Origin of the sequence: Superficieibacter sp. BNK-5 (assembly GCF_047456055.1) — a bacterium.
GTDB lineage: Bacteria > Pseudomonadota > Gammaproteobacteria > Enterobacterales > Enterobacteriaceae > Superficieibacter.
Genome location: NZ_CP179893.1, coordinates 1,553,605 through 1,578,873, shown reverse-complemented (window position 1 = coordinate 1,578,873; position 25,269 = coordinate 1,553,605). Strand labels below are relative to the sequence as shown.

Genomic DNA, 25,269 nt, shown 5'->3' with positions numbered 1-25,269 from the left:
CGAGCCGCTTTCCCGTAAACCTTGCAAACGATCGCGACTCATCAATAAAAGTCCGATCCCGGTCATAAATTGGAAAATAAACGAAATATCGTAACGCAAAGATAAAAATCTGTAATTGCCACTTTCTGTATACCTGTTAAAAATTTGCAGCGTGTTAAGCAGTAAATTTTTCTTTTATCGTTGATATCACCACCTCAACCCTACAAAAAGGCATCACGATTATGAAAATAAAGAACATTTGTCTCACACTCTGCGCTTCACTGCTGCTGGCTAGCGGCGCTATTCATGCTAAAGAGATTAAAATCGGTATGGCCATTGACGATCTGCGCCTGGAGCGCTGGCAGAAAGATCGCGATATTTTTGTCAAAAAAGCAGAGTCGTTAGGCGCAAAAGTATTTGTCCAGTCAGCCAATGGCAACGAAGAAACACAGATGTCACAGATTGAAAATATGATCAATCGCGGTGTCGACGTGCTGGTCATTATTCCTTACAACGGCCAGGTGCTGAGCAACGTTGTAAAAGAAGCGAAGCAGGAAGGTATTAAAGTGCTGGCCTATGACCGCATGATTAACAATGCGGACATCGATTTTTATATCTCTTTTGATAACGAAAAAGTCGGCGAAATGCAGGCGCAGAGCCTGGTAAATAAAACGCCACAGGGGAATTACTTCCTGATGGGCGGCTCGCCGGTCGATAATAATGCAAAACTGTTCCGCGCGGGTCAGATGAAAGTATTAAAACCCTATATTGACCAGGGAAAAATAAAGGTGGTGGGCGATCAGTGGGTCGATGGCTGGCTGCCGGAAAATGCCCTCAAGATTATGGAAAACGCGCTAACGGCGAATAACAACAAAATCGATGCGGTTGTGGCATCTAACGACGCGACTGCCGGAGGGGCAATTCAGGCGCTGGATGCGCAGGGGCTGGCAGGTAAAGTCTCCATCTCTGGTCAGGACGCCGATCTTGCCGGGATTAAGCGCATTATCGCAGGGACTCAGACGATGACCGTCTACAAACCGATTACCCTGCTGGCGAACACCGCAGCAGAAATCGCCGTCGAACTGGGGAACGGCCAGCAGCCAAAAGCGGACTCCACCCTCAATAACGGTTTGAAAGATGTCCCGGCACGCCTGCTGACCCCTATTGAAGTGAATAAGAGCAATATTGATGACACCGTCATTAAAGATGGTTTCCACAAAAAGACCGATCTGTAACGCCTGATGCCCTCTTCGTGGGGGCACTGGTTCTCGTTTTGCCAGACTCTGTTATTTCATTGGCTACGCGGAGCAGTTATGCCTTATTTACTGGAGATGAAAAACATTACCAAAGCCTTTGGCGCTGTGAAGGCCGTGGATAATGTTAGCCTGAGATTAAACTCAGGCGAAGTCGTGTCGCTGTGCGGTGAAAACGGCTCCGGGAAATCCACATTAATGAAAGTGTTATGTGGCATTTACCCCTACGGCAGCTTTGACGGCGACATTATTTTTGCCGGGGAACCCTTACAGGCCAGCCATATTCGCGACACGGAGCGCCGGGGCATCGCCATCATTCATCAGGAGCTGGCGCTGGTGAAAGATCTGACCGTGCTGGAGAATATTTTCCTCGGCACAGAAATTACCCGCCACGGGGTCATGGATTATGACAGCATGACCCTGCGCTGCGAAAAGCTTCTCGCTCAGGTCAGCCTGGCGATATCACCGGATACCCGCGTGGGCGATTTAGGCCTTGGTCAGCAGCAACTGGTCGAAATTGCTAAGGCGCTGAATAAACAAGTGCGGCTGCTTATTCTGGATGAACCGACAGCCTCGCTGACGGAGCAAGAGACGGCGATATTGCTGGATATTATTCGCGACCTGCAACAGCACGATATCGCCTGCATTTATATTTCTCACAAGCTCAATGAAGTGAAGGCCATTTCAGACACCATCTGTGTGATCCGCGACGGCCAGCATATCGGCACCCGCGATGCAGCGGGCATGAGCGAAGATGACATCATCACCATGATGGTGGGCCGCGAGTTAACGGCGCTCTATCCTAACGAACCCCATACCACTGGCGATGAAATCCTGCGCGTGGAGCACCTGACTGCCTGGCATCCGGTTAACCGCCATATCAAGCGGGTTAACGATATCTCCTTCTCTCTGAAGCGCGGCGAAATCCTCGGTATCGCCGGGCTGGTCGGCGCAGGGCGCACGGAAGCCGTACAGTGCCTGTTTGGCGTCTGGCGCGGGCGCTGGGAAGGCCAGGTATTCATCGACGGTCAGCCGGTACACATCCGTAATTGCCAGCAGGCGATGGCGCACGGTATCGCCATGGTGCCTGAAGATCGCAAAAAAGACGGCATCGTGCCGGTAATGGCAGTGGGCAAAAACATTACCCTCGCCGCGCTGGATCAGTTTACCGGTCCCGCAAGCGCGCTGAATGACGCAGCGGAACAGCACTGCATTTTACAATCGATCCAGCGGCTGAAGGTCAAAACCTCCTCGCCGGAACTGGCGATTGGTCGCCTGAGCGGCGGCAACCAGCAAAAGGCGATTCTGGCCCGCTGTCTGCTGCTGAATCCCCGCATTCTTATTCTGGACGAGCCGACGCGCGGCATTGATATCGGCGCAAAATACGAGATCTACAAGCTCATTAATCAGCTTGTGCAGCAAGGCATCGCGGTCATCGTTATTTCATCGGAACTGCCGGAAGTGCTGGGCCTGAGCGATCGGGTACTGGTGATGCATGAAGGAAAGCTGAAAGCCGATTTAGTGAATCATAACCTGACGCAGGAGCAGGTGATGGAAGCCGCATTGAGGAGTGAACGTCATGTCGAAAAGCAATCCGTCTGAAATGAAACTCGCAGTCCCGACGCCCGGTCCCTTTTCGGGCCTGAAATCCCTGAATCTGCAAGTCTTCGTGATGATCGCCGCCATCGTGGCCATCATGTTATTTTTCACCTGGACTACCGATGGCGCTTACCTGAGCGCGCGCAATATCTCTAATCTGCTGCGCCAGACGGCCATCACCGGCATCCTGGCCGTCGGGATGGTCTTTGTCATCATCTCCGCTGAAATTGATCTTTCCGTGGGTTCGATGATGGGACTACTCGGCGGCGCGGCGGCCATTTTTGACGTCTGGCTCGGCTGGCCGCTACCGCTGACCATTGTCGTCACGCTGGCGCTCGGCCTGCTGCTGGGTGCCTGGAACGGCTGGTGGGTCGCTTACCGTAAGGTCCCGTCGTTTATTGTTACCCTCGCCGGGATGCTGGCGTTTCGCGGCATCCTGATTGGCATCACCAACGGTACCACCGTATCACCGACCAGCGCCTCCATGTCGCAGATCGGCCAGAGCTACCTGCCCGGCGGTGTCGGCTTTACCATTGGCCTGCTGGGGCTGATGGCATTCGTTGCCTGGCAGTGGCGCGGGCGGATGCGTCGTCAGTCGCTGGGGTTGAGTACGTCAGCCTCCAGTGGTGTTGTCGGTAAACAGGCGATCACCGCGGTAATTATCCTGGGCGCGATCTGGCTGCTGAATGATTATCGCGGCGTACCAACGCCAGTGCTGTTGCTGGCATTTTTGCTGCTGGCAGGCATGTTTATGGCAACACGCACCGCCTTTGGTCGTCGTATATACGCCATCGGCGGCAACCTGGAAGCTGCACGACTGTCGGGGATTAACGTTGAGCGCACAAAACTCGCCGTGTTTGCCATCAACGGCCTGATGGTGGCGGTTGCCGGGCTGATCCTCAGCTCTCGTTTAGGCGCTGGCTCTCCCTCCGCCGGGAACATTGCCGAGCTGGATGCAATCGCCGCCTGCGTGATCGGCGGCACCAGCCTGGCGGGCGGTATCGGTAGCGTAGCGGGCGCGGTTATGGGCGCATTTATCATGGCATCGCTGGATAACGGAATGAGTATGATGGACGTACCGACGTTCTGGCAGTATATCGTTAAGGGGGCGATTCTGCTGCTGGCAGTCTGGATGGATTCTGCCACAAAACGCCGCGCCTGATCTGCCATAAAAGTACCACAGCACTACCGGCATGGATTGCCGATAGTGCTTTTCACTATGCGATGATTCACGGGAAAAAGCATCATGTTTGAAAAACGTCACCGCATTACGCTGTTATTCAATGCTAATAAAGCCTACGACCGTCAGGTCGTTGAGGGCGTAGGGGAATATTTACAGGCGTCACAATCAGAATGGGACATCTTTATTGAAGAAGATTTCCGCGCCCGTATCGAAAATATCAAAGAGTGGCTGGGTGACGGCGTTATTGCTGACTATGACGATCCGGAAATCGAACTGCTACTGGCCGATGTTGGCGTCCCTATCGTCGGCGTCGGCGGCTCTTATCACCTGCCAGAGCGCTATCCGGCGGTACATTACATCGCTACCGATAACTATGCGCTGGTTGAGAGTGCTTTTCTGCACCTTAAGGAAAAAGGGGTAAACCGCTTTGCTTTTTATGGTTTGCCCTTTTCCAGCGGCAAACGCTGGGCCGTTGAGCGAGAACATGCTTTCTGTCAATTAGTCGCTCAGGAGAAATACCGTGGCGTGGTGTATCAGGGGCAGCAAACCGCGCCGGAAAACTGGCAGCACGCGCAAAATCGTCTTGCCGACTGGCTGCAAACGCTGCCGCCGCAGACCGGCATTATTGCCGTTACCGATGCCAGGGCGCGACATATCCTTCAGGCCTGCGAGCACCTGCATATTCCGGTCCCGGAAAAGCTGTGTGTCATCGGCATTGATAACGAAGAGCTGACCCGCTACCTCTCCCGAGTGGCGCTTTCGTCCGTGGCGCAGGGCACGCGGCAGATGGGTTATCAGGCCGCCAAGCTGCTGCACCGCTTAATGGATAACGAAGAAATGCCCTTACAGCGCGTGCTCGTTCCCCCCATGCGTGTTATTGAGCGCCGCTCGACCGACTACCGCTCGCTGAACGATCCGGCGGTGATTCAGGCGATGCACTATATCCGCAACAATGCCTGTAAAGGCATCAAGGTGGATCAGGTGCTGGATTCGGTCGGCATCTCCCGGTCAAATCTGGAGAAGCGTTTTAAGGAAGAAGTTGGCGAGACTATTCACGCGGTGATCCATGCGGAAAAACTGGAGAAGGCCCGTAGCCTGCTGATTTCCACATCGCTGTCGATCAACGAAATTTCCCAGATGTGCGGCTACCCTTCGCTGCAATATTTTTATTCGGTGTTTAAGAAAGAGTATGACGCCACACCGAAGGATTACCGGGAGCGGTATAGTGAGGTGATGATATAGAAACAAAAAAGCCTTCCTGACAGAAGGCTTTTGGTATTTCGCTTACATAACGATTACATATGCGCCGCAATCAACCGCTGGTTATCCTGATACATGGAAAACAGGAAGTTGTTATAGCTTGAGCCTTTGGTGGAGTAACCTTCCAGCTTATGAATCATTGCCGTCGCCGTCACTTCCTGATCCGCTTTACGCAGTTGCGCACGCGACTTACGGAAAGACGTGTAGGCCGGGTGAGTATTCAGATTAACGACATAGGCGTTCACCGACTCTTTCACCGACCCAAACTGCGAGTAGCCTTTTACTTTGCCCGGCGCATTGGTACAACGACCCTTCGCACATTTCATGCCAAAGAGATTGTTATTATTACGTGCCAGCTTTGAGGTACCCCAACCGCTTTCTGCGGCGGCCATGGTCGCAATCATACTATCCGGAATAATATCCACGCGCTCAAGCAGTTTGTTCCACGGAACACGACGCGTATTGCCAGACCAGCTAATCTTATAGCGCTTCGTAATATCCTTCAGGCGTGAACGCTCCGCAGGCGACCATTGGCTGCTATATTGCTTTGAGATCAGCCAGTTACGCTCTGCCGTAATCGCTGCATTTTGACTGGTAATATAAGGCATGACCGTCCGGAGAAACGCTTTTTTCCTTGGTGTTCCGGAAGGGTATTTTCGCAAGTCAGGGAGTGCACTGCTTAAATCACTATTGCGAGAATACTCTTGTTTACTGCTAACCTTTTTATTACTTGTCGCTGTTATTCGGGCTATATCACTCGCTGTTGTGTGCGTTTTTGCAAACGTCCCACCCGAAAAAGCATAGGTGAGTAACATGAGTATCATGGCCCCATATCGTCGAAGGGGAGTCGATATCATTAAGTCTCCTGGTCGGATTTAAGCATCCAAACGCCTTAGTTATGTTAGGGAAATAAGCACTGAACCCCGAACCTTACCAAAAATATCCTTCATGAGCACGTAAAGGAATAGAGAAAATCCGAAATAATGTCACGTGTAAAGTGTAAACTTTGCTCATTTACGCGCCATAAGTGCTACGAACCTCTCACTTTTTGCCGTTTTTTTGCGCGCCATCACTCACCCTGTACCATCCTCCCCGTCAGGTTGCTTTTAAGGAGGAGCACGCGATAAGGATTTGCGTGCAAAATGCGCTAAATCACCGTGACAGGATATCGCCATGAAATTCGCCGCACTTCTACCGCTGCTGCTTCCCGGCATGGCAATCGCTGCCTGGAATGCGCCCGGCTTTCCGGCGTTCACGCCGGAAGGTACTGGAAAATTTATCAGTCAGGCTGCACTCACGAAGGGTACGCGCCCTTTAACCTTAAATTTTGACCAGCAGTGCTGGCAGCCAGCGGACGCCGTTAAGCTCAACCAGATGCTGTCGCTTAAGCCCTGTAGCGGCGATGCGCCCCAGTGGCGTCTGTTCCGCGATGGTGATTATCAACTGGAAGTCGATACCCGCTCCGGCACGCCGACCCTGACGATCCGCGTGCAAAGCCCCGCGCAGGAAACCCGCGCAGCCGTTATCCGCCAGTGTCCGAGGTGGGATGGTAAACCTTTGACGCTGGATGTCAGCCAGACTTTTCCGGAAGGAAGCGTCGTGCGCGATTTTTATAGTCAGCAAACCGAGACCGTCCAGCAGGGCAAAATGACCTTCTTACCTGCCGCCGGAAGCCAGGGTCTTTTGCTGCTGGAGCGCGCGGAAACCGATGCTCCCGCCGCATTCGACTGGCACAACGCCACCGTCTATTTCGTGCTGACCGATCGTTTTGTCAATGGCGATCCCGCTAACGATAACAGCTACGGTCGACATAAAGACGGCATGGAAGAGATTGGCACCTTCCACGGTGGCGATTTAAAAGGGCTGACCAGCAAGCTGGACTACTTACAACAGCTCGGCGTCAATGCGCTCTGGATAAGCTCGCCGCTTGAGCAAATCCACGGCTGGGTAGGCGGCGGAACGAAAGGCGATTTTCCACACTACGCCTATCACGGGTATTACACCCAGGACTGGACCCGGCTGGATGCCAATATGGGCGATGAGGCGGATCTGCATAAACTGGTTGATGAAGCACACAAGCGCGGCATCCGTATTCTTTTTGACGTAGTGATGAACCATACCGGTTACGCCACGCTTGCAGATATGCAGGAGTACCAGTTCGGCGCGCTGTATCTTAAAGGTGACGAGCTGAAAAAAACGCTGGGCGATCGCTGGACCGACTGGAAACCCGCCGCCGGACAGAGCTGGCACAGCTTTAACGATTACATTAACTTCAGCGACAAAGCGAGCTGGGACAAGTGGTGGGGCAAGAACTGGATCCGCACCGACATCGGCGATTATGACAATCCCGGTTTTGACGATCTGACCATGTCGCTGGCCTTTCTGCCCGATTTAAAAACCGAATCTACCACGCCGTCCGGTTTGCCGGTGTTTTATCAGCACAAGCCCGACACGCACGCCAAAGCCATCGCGGGTTACACGCCGCGTGATTATCTCACCCACTGGTTAAGTCAATGGGTACGCGATTACGGTATTGACGGCTTCCGGGTCGATACCGCAAAACACGTTGAGATGGAGGGCTGGCAGCAGCTTAAAACCCAGGCCAGCGAGGCGCTCGCGGCGTGGAAAGCGGCGAACCCTACTAAAGCGCTGGACGACGCGCCGTTCTGGATGACCGGCGAGTCCTGGGGCCACGGCGTGATGCAGAGCGACTACTACCGCCACGGTTTTGACGCGATGATCAACTTCGATTATCAGGAGCAGGCCGCGGGCGCGGTAGATTGCCTGGCGAATATCGACCCTGTCTGGCAGCAAATGGCGGATAAGCTCCAGACCTTTAACGTATTGAGCTATCTCTCTTCCCACGATACCCGCCTGTTCCGCGAAGGCGGCAGCAAAGCAGCAGAACTGCTTTTACTGGCCCCCGGCGCAGTACAGTTTTTTTATGGCGATGAGTCGGCGCGGCCTTTTGGCCCTACCGGATCGGACCCGCTTCAGGGCACGCGTTCGCAGATGAACTGGCAGGATATCGCCGGGAAAGCCTCAGAGGATGTCGCGCACTGGCAAAAACTTGGCCAGTTCCGCGCCCGTCATCCAGCGGTCGGCGAGGGTAAACAGACCACGCTGACGCTATCGCAGGGATACGGTTTTATTCGCAAAAAGGGCGACGATACCGTAATGGTCGTCTGGGCAGGAAAAGCGGAATAATATGTCGATCGCGGGGGCGCGTGCTGCCCTCGCGCATCAGCATAAAAATCTGCGTTGGTAATAAATTGTAGTTAAATTCGTCATCCATTCCCCGTTTCCCCGATTTGCACCGCGTCACAGGGCGCGTTATCGTTACTCTCTTTCAAACAGGCCCGACAGATCTCCGCTATGACATTTTCCCTTTTCGGCGACAAATTCACCCGCCATTCAGGCATCACCCGCCTGATGGAGGACCTTAACGACGGTTTACGCACGCCAGGCGCCATCATGCTGGGCGGCGGTAATCCGGCGCAAATCCCCGCGATGACTGACTACTTTCATCAGCTACTTGCCGATATGCTGGCAAACGGTAACGCCACGGACGCGCTATGCAATTACGATGGTCCGCAGGGGAAAAGCGAATTACTGGCGCTGCTGGCGGATATGCTACGTAAAGAGCTGGGTTGGGATATTGAACCGCAGAATATTGCGCTAACAAACGGCAGTCAGAGCGCATTTTTCTACTTATTTAACCTTTTTGCCGGACGACGCGCCGACGGCACTTCGCGCAAGGTGCTTTTTCCGCTGGCACCGGAGTACATAGGCTATGCCGATGCGGGGCTGGAAGAGGATCTGTTCGTCTCCGCACGCCCTAATATTGAACTGTTGCCGGAAGGGCAGTTTAAGTATCACGTTGATTTTGAACATCTGCACGTGGGCGAAGATACCGGGATGATTTGCGTCTCGCGCCCGACGAATCCGACAGGCAACGTCATTACCGATGAAGAGATCATGAAGCTGGATGTGCTGGCCAACCAGCACGGCATCCCGCTGGTGATTGATAACGCCTACGGCGTCCCCTTCCCCGGCATTATTTTCAGCGAAGCGCGCCCGCTGTGGAACCCGAATATCGTGCTGTGTATGAGCCTGTCCAAACTGGGCCTGCCGGGAAGCCGCTGCGGAATTATCATCGCTAATGAAAAAATCATCTCCGCCATTACCAACATGAACGGCATCATTAGCCTGGCACCGGGCGGTATGGGTCCGGCGATGATGTGCGAGATGATTAAGCGTAACGATTTATTGCGCCTGTCGGAAACGGTCATCAAACCGTTTTACTACCAGCGCGTGCAGGAGACGGTCGCCATTATTCGCCGTTATCTGCCGGAAGAGCGCTGTTTGATCCACAAACCTGAAGGCGCGATTTTCCTCTGGCTGTGGTTTAAAGATTTGCCCATCTCAACCGAACTGCTGTACCAGCGTTTGAAAAAACGCGGCGTGCTGATGGTGCCCGGTGACTACTTCTTCCCCGGTCTGGACAAACCCTGGCCGCACACCCACCAGTGCATGCGGATGAATTACGTGCCGGACCCGGAGAAAATCGAGGCAGGGGTAAAAATCCTCGCCGAGGAGATCGAACGCGCCTGGCTGGAAGGATAAACGCCGCGCGGCGTATGTAGCCGCGCGCGCTGTAATTGATCCGGATCGAGACATTCAAGCGCATGGGTCGGGCAGGCTTCAACGCAGGCCGGGCCGCCGTCGCGATGCTGGCAGAGATCGCACTTCAGCGCCTGTACCTGCTGCGGCGTCGTTACTACCTGCATCGCGCCAAACGGACAGGCGACCATGCAGCTTTTGCAGCCGATACAGCGGCTTTGCTCAACCAGGATCGCACCATTGCGGCGACTAATCGCGCCGTTGGGGCACACTCTGGCGCAAGGCGCGTCTTCACAATGATGGCAGGTAACGGCGGTTGAAAAGGTATCCGCTTTAATCACCCGAATACGTGGAATAAAGGCGGCGGCGGTTAACGCGGCGCAATCCTGCTGCGCCTGATGCGACACCGCGCAGGCGACTTCGCAGGTGCGACAGCCGATGCATTTTGTGGAATCGGCGCGAATAAAGCGATTCATGCCCTTCTCCGGCAGAGGAAAAAAAGCAGAGTGCCAGAGAAGATGGCGTCAGTGCTTTGATCCGACGCGGGAAAGGAGAAAGATTTGTCAGATGCCAGAGAATGATGGGGCATCTGACGGTCAGGAAAACAGGTTAACAGGGGAAACACCGGGATTGGGTTCCCGGAGGGACGCCCAACCCGGTGGTCGCCCCGATGATGCCAGGCGCTTTATCACCAACCTTATGCCTTTATTCCCGCACGCTGAAACCCAGCTCGTTAGAGATAGCCTGTGCGGTCTCCCGCAACGGCTTAAGCAAATTTTTCTCGCCGATCTGCTTGAGGCGCGAAGTCGAAAGCGAAATCGAAATCGCATAGGGCACGCGGTGGTGAATATCAAACACCGGGACGGCAATGCATGACACGCCCAGCTCGTTTTCTTCCCTGTCCATCGCCATCCTGCTCTCGCGAATTTGCGCCAGCTCATCGTACATCGCAGGCAGGCCGGTAATCGTATTGCGGGTTAGCGGCTGAATACTGTCCTGATGGCTCTGCCAGTAGGTCTCCACATAATCCGGATGCCCGAACGCCATATAAATCTTCCCCATCGCCGAACAGTAGAGCGGCATATGCTGCCCAATATAGGCGCGGGTGCGCAGCATGCCGGTCGTCGGCTCCAGCTTGTAAATCAGGATCGCATGATCGTCTTCGCGGCTGGAAAAATTAATGGTCTCCCCGGTCGCCAGGTTCAGCGCCTCCAGATGCGGCGCGGCAACGTGGATAATATTCAGCGACGTCAGCGCCTTCTGTCCTACCGCAATAAATTTTGTCGTCAGCCGATAACTGCCTGCCGCTGGCGCGGGGGTCACATAGCCACAGGACTGTAAACCCTGCAGCAGACGGTGAACGGTACTTTTATTTAGCCCGGCCAGTTCGGACAGATGCGCCAGCGGACAGCCGTTCGGATAGTTACTGAGGATCTCAATCAGCATTAAGCCACGAAACAGGCTCTGGCTACCGGCGGGCCTCTCTTTATCCTGCATCACATCGCTCTCTTTCGTACTCATTGCTCGCTCCTTTTTGTCGCGTCCTGATGGTAGCGCAAAGTGTGGTTCAGTTCACGATCTGGACTAAAAAATTACAACATGTTGATTTTTAATATTTTAAAAAACACAGCCTCCCATTGATCTGTTAAATATTGATCGTTATATTTGAAATCAGATTTCGTATAGTGAAATTTAGAGCTAAAAAAGCACTCACAGCGTTAAGCAAAGACGGGAGAAAAGAGGGATGAAAGTCACATTTGAACAGTTGAAAGAAGCATTCAATCGGGTGCTGCTTTCACGCGGGGTCGCCAGCGACACGGCCGATGCCTGTGCGGAAATGTTTGCTCGCACCACCGAATCCGGCGTGTATTCGCACGGCGTAAACCGATTTCCACGTTTTATTCAGCAACTCGATGCGGGCGACATCATTCCCGACGCGGTACCGAAACGCATTGTCAGCCTCGGCGCGATCGAGCAGTGGGACGCGCAGCGTTCAATTGGCAATCTGACGGCGAAAAAGATGATGGATCGCGCGACCGAGCTGGCATCGGATCACGGTATCGGGCTGGTCGCCCTGCGTAACGCTAACCACTGGATGCGCGGCGGCAGTTACGGCTGGCAGGCGGCAGAAAAAGGCTATATCGGCATCTGCTGGACCAATTCGATTGCAGTCATGCCGCCATGGGGCGCGAAAGCGTGCCGCATTGGCACCAATCCGCTGATCGTCGCCATCCCGTCGACCCCCATCACGATGGTGGATATGTCGATGTCGATGTTCTCTTACGGCATGCTGGAAGTGAACCGACTGGCGGGCCGTACGCTGCCGGTGGACGGCGGCTTTGACGATGACGGTCAACTGACCAAAGAGCCGGGGGTGATTGAGAAAAACCGCCGCATCCTGCCGATGGGCTACTGGAAAGGTTCCGGGCTTTCAATTGTGCTGGACATGATCGCCACCCTGCTTTCTGACGGTGCATCCGTAGCGGAGGTCACCCAGGATAACAGCGACGAATATGGCGTCTCGCAGATTTTCATCGCCATTGAGGTCGATAAGCTGATCGACGGCGCAACGCGCGACGCCAAACTCCAGCGCATCATGGACTTTGTCACTACCGCCGACCGTTCCGATGAAGATGTTGCCATTCGCCTGCCTGGACACGAGTTTACCCGTCTGCTGGAAGAAAACCGTCGCAACGGCATCACCATTGATGACAGCGTATGGGCGAAAATTCAGGCGCTACAGGAGACGGATGATGATCTTCGGTCACATTAACCAACCCAATCCTTGCCGCCTGCCCGCGGCAATCGAAAAGGCACTCGACTTTTTGCGCACTACGGATTTCCGTCAGCTCGCTCCGGGCGTCAAAGAGATCGACGGAAAAGACATTTTTGCCCAGATTATCGATTTAACCACCCGGGAGGTGCAGGAGAATAAGCCAGAAGTGCACCGCCGCTACCTGGATATCCAGTTTCTTGCGTGGGGCGAAGAGAAAATCGGTATTGCCATCGACACCGGCAACAATGAAATTAGCGAATCACTGCTTGAACAGCGCGATATTATTTTTTATCACCAGAGCGAAAACGAATCTTTTATTGAAATGGTGCCGGGCAGTTACGCCATATTTTTTCCGCAGGATGTGCATCGTCCTGCCTGTAATAAAACAGCGGCAACACCCATCCGTAAAATTGTCGTCAAGGTTGCCCTCGCGGCGCTTTAATTACTTGCATATTTATCAAACCCGATAAATATCAGGAGCACAATATGAAAAGCAATAACGCCGGTTATATTATTGGCGCGTACCCCTGCGCGCCATCTTTTCACCAGAAAGGCGAAGAGGAAGAAAGCACATTCTGGCGGCAGCTCGCCGATACCGCGGATATACGCGGACTGGAGCAACCCTGCCTGGAAAATCTGCATCCTTACGGTGACGAGTGGTTATGGCAACACACGCCGGGAGAATGGCAGATCGTTGTCACCGCCATTATGGAAACCATGCGCCGTCGCGGGATCAACGGTGACTTTGGACTTGCTTCCAGCGATGAAACCCAGCGTCGGGCCTGCGTTGATTACTACCGCCATCTGCATCAGAAAATCGCCGCTGTTAACGCCCGGCACGGCGGCAAAGTGATCGCTCTGGAAATCCATGCGGCTCCTCTGGCAGGCAACGCCGATGCAGACCAGGCGACCGAGGCGTTCGCCCGCTCGATAAAAGAGATCGCCCGCTGGGACTGGTCATGCAAGCTGGTGCTGGAGCACTGCGATGCAATGACGCAGCCTGCGCCGCGTAAGGGATTTCTGCCGCTGGAGAACGTGCTGGATGTGCTCAGCGACTACGATATCAGCGTCTGTATTAACTGGGCGCGTTCCGCCATTGAAGGCCGTAATACCACGCTGCCGCTGACGCATACGCAAATGGCAAAACGGGCGGGGAAACTCGGCGCGCTCATGTTCTCTGGCACGACGGAAACGGGCGCTTACGGCGAGTGGCAGGATTTACATGCGCCCTTTGCCCCGTTCTGCGAAGGGAGTTTGCTGACGGTGGATCGCGCGCGTGAATTATTTAATGCGGCCGATGCAGCAACTCTGCAATTTGCCGGTATTAAACTGCTTGAAATAAATGCTAATGCTGATGTCGGGCATCGCGTTGCGATTTTACGCAATGGCATAGATGCAATGAACACAGCAACAAAATAAAAACAAACTTTGCGCCATTACACCAGAACAAAACCTTTTTTATGAGAAAACCATCATGAATACTTTATCTGGCTCTACACCCGCAGGCATTCCGCATCAACGCTGGCTAAGAATAATTCCGCCCATCCTTATTGCCTGTATTATTTCGTATATGGACCGCGTCAATATCGCCTTTGCCATGCCCGGCGGGATGGATGAAGAACTGGGTATTTCCGCCACTATGGCCGGGCTGGCAGGCGGCATCTTCTTTATTGGCTACCTCTTTTTGCAGGTGCCGGGCGGTAAAATCGCCGTCCACGGCAGCGGCAAGAAGTTTATCGGCTGGTCGCTGGTCGCCTGGGCGGTGATTTCCGTGCTGACCGGCCTTATCACTAACCAGTATCAGCTGCTGGTGCTGCGTTTTCTGCTGGGCGTGGCTGAAGGGGGAATGTTGCCGGTGGTGCTGACGATGATCAGCAACTGGTTCCCGGATGCCGAGCGCGGACGCGCTAACGCTATCGTGATTATGTTTGTGCCGATTGCCGGGATCATCACCGCGCCGCTCTCCGGCTGGATCATCACCGTGCTGGACTGGCGCTGGCTGTTCATCATCGAAGGTCTGCTGTCGGTGGTGGTGCTGGTACTGTGGGCGTTTACCGTTTATGACCGTCCGCAGGAAGCGCGCTGGATTTCTGAGGCCGAGAAAAATTATCTGGTCGAGACGCTGGCCGCTGAGCAGCAGGCCATCGTGGGGAAAGAGGTCAAAAACGCCTCGCTTAGCGCGGTGCTGTCCGACAAAACCATGTGGCAGCTTATCGCGCTGAACTTCTTTTATCAGACCGGAATTTACGGTTATACCCTGTGGCTTCCTACCATTCTTAAAGAGCTGACGCACACCAGCATCGGTCAGGTAGGGATGCTGGCCGTTCTGCCCTACGTCGGGGCGATTGCGGGCATGTTCCTCTTCTCCTCCCTGTCGGACCGCACCGGCAAACGTAAGCTGTTTGTTTCCCTGCCGCTGATTGGCTTTGCGCTGTGCATGTTTTTGTCCGTCACGTTGAAAGCGCATATCTGGCTCTCCTATGCCGCGCTGGTCGGCTGCGGTTTCTTCCTGCAATCCGCCGCAGGGGTGTTCTGGACCATTCCGGCACGCCTGTTCAGCGCCGAAATGGCAGGCGGCGCGCGCGGGGTGATTAACGCGCTCGGCAACCTCGGTGGCTTCTGCGGACCTTACGCGGTCGGCGTGCTGATCACGCTCTACAGCAAAGATGCGGGCGTGTACTGCCTTGCCATCTCGCTGGCGCTGGCGGCGCTGATGGCGTTGCTGCTGCCCGCGAAATGCGATGCCAGAGCTGAAAGTACCCGCCCGGTAAATCCGCGTAAGCGCGAAGCATAACGCAACAATGCCTGATGGCGCTGCGCTTATCAGGCCTACAAGACATGGCTGCTACCCGTAGCCCCGGTAAGCGCAGCGCCACCGGGGAGAAATGCCTGATGGCGCTGCGCTTATCAGGCCTACAAGACATGGCAGCTACCTGTAGCCACCGGGGGCAACGAGATGATAACGATGAGTGAAAAAGAGACCTTCTGGCTGGGTATCGATTGTGGCGGTACTTATCTGAAAGCTGGTTTATACGATCGCCAGGGCAAGGAGCACGGAATCGCCCGCCAGCCGCTGCGCACGTTAAGTCCGCAAGCCGGTTATGCGGAACGGGATATGTCCGCGCTGTGGCAACATTGCGCGACCACTATTGCCCGTCTGTTGCTGAAGACGGGCGTAACAGGCCAGCAAATCCGGGGCGTCGGCATTTCCGCGCAGGGCAAGGGATTATTCCTGCTGGATAAAAACGATCGGCCGTTAGGTAACGCCATCCTCTCTTCCGACCGTCGGGCGCTGGAGATCGTCCGTCGCTGGCAGCAGGACGGCATCCCGAACACGCTCTACCCGCATACGCGTCAGACCCTGTGGACCGGGCATCCGGTCTCGCTATTGCGCTGGATAAAAGAGCATGAACCGCAGCGCTATGCCCGTATCGGCAGCGTGATGATGGGACATGATTACCTGCGCTGGTGCCTGACGGGCGTTAAGGGCGCGGAAGAGAGCAACATCTCGGAGTCCAATCTTTACAACATGCATGACGGACGCTATGACCCGGCCCTGACCCGCTGGCTCGGCATCAGCGAGATTGACAGCGCCCTGCCACCGATTGTTGGCTCAACAGAAATATGCGGGGAAATCACCGCTCAGGCAGCCGCCATCACCGGTCTCGCGGCGGGAACTCCCGTCGTGGGCGGTCTGTTTGATGTGGTTTCCACCGCACTTTGTGCGGGTCTTAACGATGAACATACCCTTAACGCGGTGATGGGCACCTGGGCCGTCACCAGCGGTATCGCCGATGAACTGCGTCACAACGAAACGCATCCTTACGTCTATGGTCGTTACGCCGCGCCCGGTCAGTACATCGTTCACGAAGCCAGTCCCACCTCCTCCGGCAATCTGGAGTGGCTGACCGCGCAGTGGGGCGAGATGTCGTTTGAGGAGATTAACCGCAGCGTCGCCGACCTGCCGAAAGCGGGCAGCGATCTGTTTTTTCTGCCCTTTCTTTACGGCAGCAATGCCGGGCTGGAGATGACATGCGGGTTCTACGGCATGCAGGCAATGCATACCCGCGCTCATCTTCTTCAGGCAGTTTTTGAAGGTGTGGTGTTCAGCCATATGACCCACCTCAACCGAATGCGCGAACGCTTTCGCGAGGTTCACGCTCTGCGCGTTACCGGCGGTCCGGCACATTCTGAGGTCTGGATGCAGATGCTTGCCGACGTCAGCGGCCTGCCGCTGGAGCTGCCGCAAATTGAAGAAACCGGCTGTTTTGGGGCCGCGCTGGTGGCGCAGGTCGGGACCGGCGTTTACGCCAGCATTCACGAGGCGCAGCGCTCACTGACCTGGGACCTGCGAACCGTTACCCCGGACGCCACCGCACACGCTAACTACCAACGCAAATACCAGCGTTACCAGATTCTGATTGAAGCACTTCAGGGTTTTCATGCCCGTATTAAGGAGCACAACGTATGAGCCGACCCCTTTTGCAACTGGCGCTCGACCACACCCGTCTTGCTGACGCGCAGCGCGACGTCAGCCTGCTAAAAAACCACGTCGATATCGTCGAAGCTGGCACCATTCTGTGTCTGACCGAAGGTCTTGGTGCGATCAAAGCGCTACGCGACCAGTGTCCGGAGAAGATTATTGTCGCTGACTGGAAGGTCGCGGACGCCGGAGAAACGCTGGCGCAGCAGGCGTTCGACGCGGGCGCGAACTGGATGACCATTATCTGCGCCGCGCCGCTTGCGACCATCGAAAAAGGCCATGCGGTCGCACAGGCACGCGGCGGAGAAATCCAGATTGAATTGTTCGGCAACTGGACGCTGAATGATGCCCGCGACTGGTACCGCGTCGGGGTTCGCCAGGCCATTTACCACCGGGGCCGCGACGCGCAGGCCAGCGGCCAGCAATGGGGAGAGGTCGATCTGGCGCGCATGAAGGCGCTCTCCGATATCGGCCTTGAGCTGTCCATTACCGGCGGCATTACGCCAGCCGATCTGCCGCTATTTAAGGATATCCGCGTAAAAGCGTTTATCGCCGGACGGGCGCTGGCGGGTGCCCGCGATCCCGCCCAGGTCGCGGCGGAATTCCACGCGCAGATCCGGTCCATCTGGGGAGAGCAATAATGCGCAGCCATCCATTAGGTATTTATGAAAAGGCGCTGGCAAAAGAACTGAGCTGGCCGGAGCGGCTGGTGCTGGCGAAAAGCTGCGGCTTCGATTTTGTCGAGATGTCGGTGGATGAAACCGACGAGCGCCTGTCGCGTCTGGAGTGGAGTACCGCCCAGCGAGCCTCGCTGGTGCAGGCCATGCTGGAAACCGGCGTCGCTATTCCCTCAATGTGTCTCTCTGCACATCGCCGCTTTCCCTTTGGCAGCCGCGATGAAACCGTTCGCGACCGGGCGCGCGAGATCATGAGCAAAGCGATCCGCCTCGCCCGCGATTTAGGTATTCGCACCATTCAACTGGCGGGTTACGACGTCTATTACGAAGAACACGATGAAGGCACGCAGCAACGTTTTGCCGAAGGACTGGCGTGGGCTGTAGAGCAGGCCGCCGCGTCGCAGGTAATGCTGGCGGTAGAAATTATGGATACCGCGTTTATGAACTCCATCAGCAAATGGAAAAAATGGGATGAACTGCTCGCCTCGCCGTGGTTCAGTGTCTACCCGGACGTCGGCAATCTGAGCGCCTGGGGCAACGACGTTCAGGCGGAGCTTTCGCTGGGTATCGATCGCATTGCGGCCATTCATCTCAAAGACACCCAGCCCGTCACCGCGCAAAGTGCCGGGCAGTTTCGCGACGTGCCTTTTGGCGAAGGCTGCGTCGATTTCGTCGGCATTTTCAGTACGTTACGCAAGCTGAATTACCGCGGCGCATTTCTGATTGAGATGTGGACCGAGAAAGCTAGCGAGCCGGTTCTGGAAATTATCCAGGCGCGGCGCTGGATTGAAGCCCGCATGCAGGAAGGAGGATTGATATGTTAGAACAACTGAAAGCCGAGGTGCTGGCGGCAAACCTGGCGCTGCCCGCTCATCATCTGGTGACGTTTACGTGGGGCAACGTCAGCGCCGTCGACCATGAACGCGGTTTGATGGTGATTAAACCTTCCGGCGTGGATTATGACGTCATGACCGCCAGCGATATGGTAGTGGTGGAGATCGCCACCGGTAAAGTGGTAGAAGGAGATAAAAAGCCCTCTTCCGATACCCCTACCCATCTGGCGCTGTATCGCCGCTATCCCGGCATCGGCGGCATTGTTCATACCCATTCACGCCATGCCACCATCTGGTCGCAGGCGGGCCGCGATTTGCCCGCGTGGGGCACCACGCATGCTGACTATTTCTACGGCACTATTCCCTGCACGCGGCGGATGACCCAGGCGGAGATCGCGGGCGAATACGAGTACCAGACCGGCGAAGTGATTATTAAGACCTTTGCAGAACGCGACCTTGATCCCATGCAGGTCCCGGCGGTGCTGGTCCATTCTCACGGACCGTTTGCGTGGGGAAAAAACGCCGCCGACGCGGTGCATAACGCCGTGGTGCTGGAGGAGTGCGCCTGTATGGGATTGTTCTCCCTCCAGCTCAGCCCGGATCTCCCTGATATGCAACCGGAACTGCTGGATAAACACTATCTGCGCAAGCACGGGAAAAACGCTTATTACGGACAATAAGCGTGTCCTGCCCGGCGAAAACGTCATGCCTTTTCGCCGGGATAGCGGTCAGCTATGTGAGATCAGTTCAAAGATATTATCCGGGTTGAACTCCTGCCCCGGACGGTAAATTTTCCAGTCGCTCACCAGTGTTAGCGGCAGCTTGTATTCGCCATCCTGCTGCATATCCCGGACATAAAACGGTTGGTTGGTGAGGATACCCGTCAACCGATCCTCGTGAACGGCAGTCAGTTTGAACCACATATGCTCATGCTCATTCTCCTCACCGTGCGGCACACCCATTTTCACGATAAATAAGGCGTCTTCAGTCGCGCTTTGGGTATCGAAAATATGCTGAAAATAAGGCCAGCGCAGTTGCGCTTTCTGCGCCTCGCTCTCTGAAAGCGCGATGGTTTTCATAAACATCACCCGGTCGTCGCTTAGCCCGCCATCAAGCACGCAGCCCACGTTACCGCGTTCATCCTCCAGGCGGAACAGCAGGCAGGAAGGGCCGTTATGTCCTTCCTGCCTGTCTGCGAGATCGCCGCTGAAACGACCGTTGGGTTCTTCAGGTCGTGTTTCCGGCATCGCCTCCAGCTCCGGCAGGTCGCTGAGGTTGCCGCCGTACTGCACAAAGCCCAGCCCCTGCTCCCACGGGATCGCCACAATAGCCTGATCGCCTTCACCGGTGCGCGCCAGCCATTGCGGGGTATAAAAATCAACGCCGCCATTATCAAGGCAGAAATTAACAAACGCTTCAATTAATCCGCCCGCGCTGGCCAGCGACTCGACCTGACGACGAAAAATAAGTTCACACTCCGGCAGACCGAGACGCTCCAGCCCGTGCGTATGCAGCCAGTAATCATTGTTTTCGTCATCGTGTACCGCGTGAATAATATAAAGCGAATCTACGCGCGGGCGTGCCGGATGACGCGCTTCAAATTGCAGCCAGTTATGGGCAAACAGCTTACCTGCTGCGCTGATGTCCTGACCTATCAGCAGATCCGGGGCGAGGATTGCCATCACTTTCAATACGTACTGCCAGCTAAGAAAAACATCCTCCTGAAATCGCGTCGTTATTGAGACGCGCTGCCGCTTGCCCGCCGCCTGTTGAAGAATTTCCGGCGCGATGCTCTGCACCCGTGGGGTGTACTCCAGCCCGGAAAGCGTGTATTCATCGGTAAAAAGGGAAACACGATAAAGATAAATGACGTTATCCTGCTGAAAGACAAGATGTAATTCTTCTTCCTGTTCATCAATACGAATATCCAGCGCAGGCAGTAGCGACTGCTGCTGCGCCCGCTGACGTAGCGTTTCCAGCGTTACAGATTCGCGTAGCGTCAGCACATATTCTGACGGCGTTTTTAAAACGTTGCCCTGCTGCGCGGCCCGGTAAAAAGTATTATTCGACATGTGGTTGCCTCCCTGCGATCGTTAATAAGACCACCAGCATAAGTACGGAACGTTTTGTATTCAACTCCCTGGATTTTTACGCAGAGTTAATATGCTCTTTACAGTACCGTCGCTTCCAGGCGGCGGGCGTTAACCCGGTATGTTTACGGAAGATTTGCCGGAAATAGCCCACATCGCTGAAACCGCACAGCCCGGCGACCTCTTTCAGCGAGCGGGCGTCGCTGATAAGCAGTTTTTCCGCCGCCCGCACCCGCTGGCGGTGGATGGCGTCGGTTAGCGTCAGGCGGAAAACCCGGCGGTAAACGCGTCCCAGATAATCCGCATTGCAGTGCAACTCTTTTGCCAGCGCAGAGGTGGAAAGCGGAAGATGAAACTGGGTGCGGATAAGCTGCTGCGCCTTCCACGCCAGCGCCGTACCCGCATCATCGGTATCCGTTTTATGGTCCGCTCCCAGCGCAATTTGTTGCAGGATCAGCAATAACGCTAATTCCAGCGCCACGCTACGCTGTATACTTTCCTGCTCGTTAAGGAATTGCCTAAATAGCGACATCATATATTGCGGGTCACCCACTTTAACGTGCTGCGGTATGGCAAGGTGGGTTAACCATTCGCCATGATGCGCTTCTTTTGTCACGTCAAAATGTAGCCAATAAAATTTTAGATCGGCGGGAAAATCACCCACGCCGACATGATGACGCTGCGGCCATAATACCAGGCTCTCTCCGGCGTTCACCGAAAATACATTCTCCTCTTCCTGAATCGTTAATGTCCCTTTTTCAACAAAAATAACTTCCCACGAGGTGAGTTTTCGCGCGGGATGGCTCCCCATGCCACGCGAAATAAACAACCCGCCATTTTGTGCCTTCACCGGAAGCGCTATGGATAATTCAAGCATAGACATTCATTATTCTGCTCTTTGCCGACCGTGATTTACCTTTATTTATTGATTATTCACCAAATTACGCTGCCCGACAGGATCGCCATCACATTTTGATCATCAGGTCGGAATCGTCATCTTTATCTACTACCCTGCTCCCTTGTTGACGAATTTTTTCCATGCAAAATTTACAGGGTACTTTGCAAATTACAAAAAAGACCGCCAGCGAATAAGCGGTGAATGCTGGATAAAATTTCGATTACGCGAGGAGTTATTTATGACTTCCACCCCAATTACTGCCACAGAAATTACGCAAAAAGCACTTGATGAAAAACTGTCGATTCGTGAAAAAATCGGCTACGGACTGGGTGATGCCGGCGGGACAGTGATCACCTGTCTGATCATGAATTTTTTAACCTTTTTCTATACCGATATTTTCGGCCTGACACCCGCGCTGGTCGGTACGTTATTTATCGCTCTGCGCGTGTTTGACGCCATTTCCGATCCGTTGATGGGAATTATCGCCGACCGTACCCAAAGCCGCTGGGGACGATTTCGTCCCTGGCAACTGTGGATCGCGCTGCCGATTGGCATTATCGGCGTGCTGACCTTCACCGTACCGGACGCCAGCATGGGCGTAAAAATCGCCTGGGCATTCGGCACCTATCTGCTGCTCTCGGTAGGCTACACCGCCATCAACGTCCCCTACTGCGCCCTGATTAACACGATGACTACCCGGCATAGCGAGGTGATCTCCTGCCAGTCATGGCGCTTTGTGCTGTGCGGGGTGGCCGGTTTTCTGGTCTCTGTGGGCCTGCCGTGGCTGGTCGCCGAGCTGGGCAACGGTAATGCGGCACGCGGTTATCAATTGGGCGTCGGCGTGCTGTGCGCGGTTGCCGTCATCATGTTCCTGTGCTGCTTTTTCTGGGTACGCGAGCGCGTTTCACTCAGCGCGATGGGCAACTTCACCCTGCGCGAGCATCTCGCCGGCTTGCGTAAAAACGATCAGCTTTTGCTGATGCTGGTGATGTCGTTTCTGTTGATTAATGTGTTTAACATCCGCGGCGGCGGCTATATGTATTTCATCACCTATGCTCTGGAAGGCAGTACGGCTTATACCTCGCTCTTTTTCACGATGGTGACCTTTGCTTCCATTCTTGGTTCGGTGATCGTCAACCCGCTCTCGCGCCGCATCGATACGGTAAAACTCTACTACTACACCAATCTGGTGCTGGCAGCGCTGGCGGTCACAATGTGGTTTTTGCCGATCGGCCCGGCTTACCAGACGCTATGGCTGGCTGTCATTCTCGGGAACGGCATTATTCTTGGTTTTACGCTGCCGCTGCACTTCTCGCTGATGGCATTTGCCGATGACTACGGCGAATGGAAAACCGGCGTGCGTTCTTCGGGCATGAACTTTGCGTTTAACCTGTTTTTCATCAAGCTGGCCTGGGCTGCCAGCGCGGGCATTATCAGCCTGGTCTTTATTTTCGTGGCGTATCAGCCGGGTCTGGCTAACCAAACCGCCAGCTCGCTACAGGGCATTACCGCCATGGAAACACTGCTGCCTGCCCTTTTCCATCTGCTGCTGGCATTTTCGATCCGCTCCTGCCGCCTTAATAATCCCATGATGGCGCGTATTGCCACCGATTTACGTCAGCGCCATGCCCATGCTTAAGGAGTCTGTAATGGAAGTCGATCTGCATAAACTGAAAGTGAACGATCCGTTTCTCGGCCAGTATCAACAGCTGGTGCGCGACGTGGTGATCCCTTATCAGTGGGACGCGCTTAACGATCGCATCCCCGAAACCGATCCCAGCCACGCGATTGAAAATTTCCGCATTGCGGCGGGTCTTCAGGAGGGCGAGTTTTACGGCATGGTTTTTCAGGATAGCGACGTGGCGAAATGGCTGGAAGCGGTCGCCTGGTCGCTGTGCCAGAAGCCCGATCCGCAGCTGGAAAAAACCGCCGATGAGGTCATCGAACTGGTTGCCGCCGCCCAGTGCGAGGACGGTTATCTGAACACATACTTTACGGTCAAAGCGCCGGAAGATCGCTGGACCAATCTGGCGGAGTGCCATGAACTTTATTGCGCCGGGCATATGATTGAGGCGGCGGTGGCCTTCTTCCAGGCGACGGGGAAACGCCGCCTGCTGGACGTTGTCTGTCGGCTGGCCGATCATATCGATAGCGTATTTGGTCCCGGTGAAGACCAGCTCCATGGCTATCCAGGCCATCCGGAGATCGAACTGGCGCTGATGCGGCTCTACGAGGTCACGCAGGAGCCGCGCTACCTGACGCTGGTGAATTATTTTGTTGAGCAACGCGGCACGCAGCCGCACTTTTACGACGTCGAATATGAAAAGCGCGGGGAAACATCTTACTGGAATAACTACGGTCCGGCATGGATGGTGAAAGACAAAGCCTACAGCCAGGCACATCAACCGCTGGCCGAACAGCAGACCGCCATTGGTCACGCGGTACGATTTGTCTATCTGATGACCGGCGTGGCACACCTGGCGCGTTTAAGTCAGGATGAAGGCAAGCGGCAGGACTGCCTGCGTCTGTGGAAAAACATGGCTCAGCGTCAGCTCTATATTACCGGCGGTATCGGCTCACAGAGCAGCGGCGAAGCCTTCAGCAGCGACTACGATTTACCCAATGACACTGTCTATGCTGAAAGCTGCGCGTCCATCGGGCTGATGATGTTTGCCCGTCGAATGCTGGAAATGGAGGCCGACAGCCAGTATGCCGACGTGATGGAGCGCGCGCTTTACAACACCGTCCTTGGCGGCATGGCGCTCGACGGCAAGCACTTTTTCTACGTCAATCCGCTGGAGGTACACCCGCGTTCGCTGAAGTTTAACCATATCTACGATCACGTAAAACCCGTGCGCCAGCGCTGGTTTGGCTGCGCCTGCTGCCCGCCGAATATCGCCCGCGTGCTGACGTCGCTGGGGCATTATATTTATACGCCGCGCCCGGACGCACTGTATATCAACCTCTATGTCGGTAATAGCGTGGAGATCCCGGTCGGTAACGAGACGCTGCGCCTGCGCATTAGCGGCAACTATCCGTGGCAGGAACAGGTGCATATCACCATCGATTCCCCCCAGCCGGTCAATCATACCCTGGCACTGCGTCTGCCTGACTGGTGCGAGACCCCGCAGGTCATGTTAAATGGTGTGGAGGTTCCCCCGGAGGAGCGTAAAGGCTATCTGCACATCTCGCGCCGCTGGCAGGAAGGTGATACCTTAACGCTCACTCTGCCGATGCCAATCCGCCGGGTTTACGGTAATCCGCTGGTGCGCCACGTGGCGGGAAAAGTCGCCATTCAGCGCGGGCCGTTGGTGTACTGTCTTGAACAGGCGGATAACGGCGAAGAACTGCATAATCTATGGTTGCCTAAAGAGAGCACCTTTACCGCCTTTGAAGGTAAAGGAATTTTCGCTCACAAAGTGCTGCTTCAGGCAGAAGGCGTTAAGCAGACGACAGCCGACGCCACGCAGCAACCGCTCTGGCATTACGATGCGCCCCCTGCGACGTCCCAACCGCAGACGCTAACCTTTATTCCGTGGTTTAGCTGGGCCAACCGCGGCGAGGGGGAGATGCGGATTTGGGTGAATGAAATACAGTAAGCGATACGGCCCGGCG

General features: G+C 55.0%; 21 protein-coding genes. 16 read left to right on the top strand and 5 right to left on the bottom strand.

All coding sequences use genetic code 11. The features are described from left to right. The first annotated feature begins 221 nt into the window (after nucleotides 1-221). The 4 genes from xylF (at nucleotide 222) to xylR (ending at nucleotide 5,256) form a co-directional block, all read left to right on the top strand. Nucleotides 222-1,214 carry a D-xylose ABC transporter substrate-binding protein gene (gene xylF / locus ACMGGS_RS07560; protein ID WP_176920080.1) on the top strand — a complete coding sequence of 331 codons (993 nt, stop codon included), beginning with the start codon at nucleotides 222-224 and terminating at the stop codon, nucleotides 1,212-1,214. Nucleotides 1,215-1,292: 78 nt separating this feature from the next. Next, nucleotides 1,293-2,834 (top strand): xylose ABC transporter ATP-binding protein, encoded by a 1,542-nt coding sequence (locus ACMGGS_RS07555; protein WP_414165618.1) that lies wholly within the window; start codon nucleotides 1,293-1,295, stop codon nucleotides 2,832-2,834. Further along, the gene (xylH, locus tag ACMGGS_RS07550) at nucleotides 2,812-3,993 is read left to right on the top strand and encodes a xylose ABC transporter permease XylH (protein ID WP_176920078.1); all 1,182 of its coding nucleotides are present in this window, start codon (nucleotides 2,812-2,814) and stop codon (nucleotides 3,991-3,993) included. Before ACMGGS_RS07555 ends, xylH begins: the two co-directional genes overlap by 23 nt. A gap of 84 nt (nucleotides 3,994-4,077) precedes the next feature. Further along, nucleotides 4,078-5,256, top strand: a complete 1,179-nt coding sequence (gene xylR, locus ACMGGS_RS07545; RefSeq protein WP_176920077.1) for a D-xylose utilization transcriptional activator XylR — start codon at nucleotides 4,078-4,080, stop codon at nucleotides 5,254-5,256. A gap of 53 nt (nucleotides 5,257-5,309) precedes the next feature. On the opposite strand, the gene ACMGGS_RS07540 is transcribed toward xylR, so the two are convergent. Beyond that, nucleotides 5,310-6,131 carry a protein bax gene (locus ACMGGS_RS07540; protein WP_414165617.1) on the bottom strand — a complete coding sequence of 274 codons (822 nt, stop codon included), beginning with the start codon at nucleotides 6,129-6,131 and terminating at the stop codon, nucleotides 5,310-5,312. Between the two features lie 316 nt (nucleotides 6,132-6,447). Between ACMGGS_RS07540 and ACMGGS_RS07535 the strand changes: the two genes are divergently transcribed. Further along, nucleotides 6,448-8,481, top strand: coding sequence for an alpha-amylase (locus ACMGGS_RS07535; RefSeq protein ID WP_414165616.1), 2,034 nt, complete (start codon nucleotides 6,448-6,450; stop codon nucleotides 8,479-8,481). A gap of 168 nt (nucleotides 8,482-8,649) precedes the next feature. Next, a complete protein-coding gene (avtA, locus tag ACMGGS_RS07530; RefSeq protein WP_414165615.1) occupies nucleotides 8,650-9,900 on the top strand; it encodes a valine--pyruvate transaminase in 1,251 nt (416 codons plus the stop codon). Here avtA and ACMGGS_RS07525 read toward each other — a convergent pair. Both ACMGGS_RS07525 and yiaJ read right to left on the bottom strand, forming a co-directional pair. Then, nucleotides 9,819-10,373 carry a 4Fe-4S dicluster domain-containing protein gene (locus ACMGGS_RS07525; protein ID WP_414165614.1) on the bottom strand — a complete coding sequence of 185 codons (555 nt, stop codon included), beginning with the start codon at nucleotides 10,371-10,373 and terminating at the stop codon, nucleotides 9,819-9,821. The genes avtA and ACMGGS_RS07525 overlap by 82 nt on opposite strands. A gap of 229 nt (nucleotides 10,374-10,602) precedes the next feature. Beyond that, the gene (yiaJ, locus tag ACMGGS_RS07520) at nucleotides 10,603-11,418 is read right to left on the bottom strand and encodes an IclR family transcriptional regulator YiaJ (protein ID WP_414165613.1); all 816 of its coding nucleotides are present in this window, start codon (nucleotides 11,416-11,418) and stop codon (nucleotides 10,603-10,605) included. A 223-nt stretch (nucleotides 11,419-11,641) separates the two neighbouring features. Here yiaJ and yiaK point away from each other — a divergent pair, with 223 nt between their 5' ends. The 8 genes from yiaK to araD all read left to right on the top strand — a co-directional run bounded on the left by yiaK (nucleotide 11,642) and on the right by araD (nucleotide 19,346). Then, nucleotides 11,642-12,670, top strand: coding sequence for a 3-dehydro-L-gulonate 2-dehydrogenase (yiaK, locus tag ACMGGS_RS07515; RefSeq protein WP_414165612.1), 1,029 nt, complete (start codon nucleotides 11,642-11,644; stop codon nucleotides 12,668-12,670). Beyond that, on the top strand, nucleotides 12,651-13,115 hold the full coding sequence (locus tag ACMGGS_RS07510; RefSeq protein ID WP_414166223.1) for a YhcH/YjgK/YiaL family protein: 465 nt from the start codon (nucleotides 12,651-12,653) through the stop codon (nucleotides 13,113-13,115). The genes yiaK and ACMGGS_RS07510 overlap by 20 nt, the downstream gene beginning before the upstream one ends. 44 nt (nucleotides 13,116-13,159) lie before the next feature. Next, nucleotides 13,160-14,092: a DUF4862 family protein gene (locus ACMGGS_RS07505; RefSeq protein ID WP_414165611.1), complete on the top strand. Its 933-nt coding sequence runs from the start codon at nucleotides 13,160-13,162 to the stop codon at nucleotides 14,090-14,092. 55 nt (nucleotides 14,093-14,147) lie between these two features. Beyond that, the gene (locus ACMGGS_RS07500) at nucleotides 14,148-15,467 is read left to right on the top strand and encodes an MFS transporter (RefSeq protein WP_414165610.1); all 1,320 of its coding nucleotides are present in this window, start codon (nucleotides 14,148-14,150) and stop codon (nucleotides 15,465-15,467) included. Nucleotides 15,468-15,638: 171 nt separating this feature from the next. After that, nucleotides 15,639-17,144, top strand: coding sequence for an FGGY-family carbohydrate kinase (locus ACMGGS_RS07495; RefSeq protein ID WP_414165609.1), 1,506 nt, complete (start codon nucleotides 15,639-15,641; stop codon nucleotides 17,142-17,144). Next, on the top strand, nucleotides 17,141-17,797 hold the full coding sequence (gene ulaD, locus ACMGGS_RS07490; protein WP_414165608.1) for a 3-keto-L-gulonate-6-phosphate decarboxylase UlaD: 657 nt from the start codon (nucleotides 17,141-17,143) through the stop codon (nucleotides 17,795-17,797). The genes ACMGGS_RS07495 and ulaD overlap by 4 nt, the downstream gene beginning before the upstream one ends. Beyond that, on the top strand, nucleotides 17,797-18,657 hold the full coding sequence (locus tag ACMGGS_RS07485; protein WP_414165607.1) for an L-ribulose-5-phosphate 3-epimerase: 861 nt from the start codon (nucleotides 17,797-17,799) through the stop codon (nucleotides 18,655-18,657). The genes ulaD and ACMGGS_RS07485 overlap by 1 nt, the downstream gene beginning before the upstream one ends. Then, a complete protein-coding gene (araD, locus tag ACMGGS_RS07480; RefSeq protein ID WP_414165606.1) occupies nucleotides 18,651-19,346 on the top strand; it encodes an L-ribulose-5-phosphate 4-epimerase in 696 nt (231 codons plus the stop codon). The genes ACMGGS_RS07485 and araD overlap by 7 nt, the downstream gene beginning before the upstream one ends. Before the next feature lie 48 nt (nucleotides 19,347-19,394). On the opposite strand, the gene ACMGGS_RS07475 is transcribed toward araD, so the two are convergent. Next, nucleotides 19,395-20,738: a DUF4026 domain-containing protein gene (locus tag ACMGGS_RS07475; RefSeq protein ID WP_414165605.1), complete on the bottom strand. Its 1,344-nt coding sequence runs from the start codon at nucleotides 20,736-20,738 to the stop codon at nucleotides 19,395-19,397. A gap of 76 nt (nucleotides 20,739-20,814) precedes the next feature. Beyond that, on the bottom strand, nucleotides 20,815-21,633 hold the full coding sequence (locus tag ACMGGS_RS07470) for a helix-turn-helix domain-containing protein (protein ID WP_414166222.1): 819 nt from the start codon (nucleotides 21,631-21,633) through the stop codon (nucleotides 20,815-20,817). Between the two features lie 259 nt (nucleotides 21,634-21,892). Here ACMGGS_RS07470 and ACMGGS_RS07465 point away from each other — a divergent pair, with 259 nt between their 5' ends. Both ACMGGS_RS07465 and ACMGGS_RS07460 read left to right on the top strand, forming a co-directional pair. After that, nucleotides 21,893-23,293 carry an MFS transporter gene (locus ACMGGS_RS07465; protein WP_414165604.1) on the top strand — a complete coding sequence of 467 codons (1,401 nt, stop codon included), beginning with the start codon at nucleotides 21,893-21,895 and terminating at the stop codon, nucleotides 23,291-23,293. Then, a complete protein-coding gene (locus ACMGGS_RS07460; RefSeq protein WP_414165603.1) occupies nucleotides 23,286-25,253 on the top strand; it encodes a glycoside hydrolase family 127 protein in 1,968 nt (655 codons plus the stop codon). The genes ACMGGS_RS07465 and ACMGGS_RS07460 overlap by 8 nt, the downstream gene beginning before the upstream one ends. Nucleotides 25,254-25,269 lie beyond the last annotated feature (16 nt).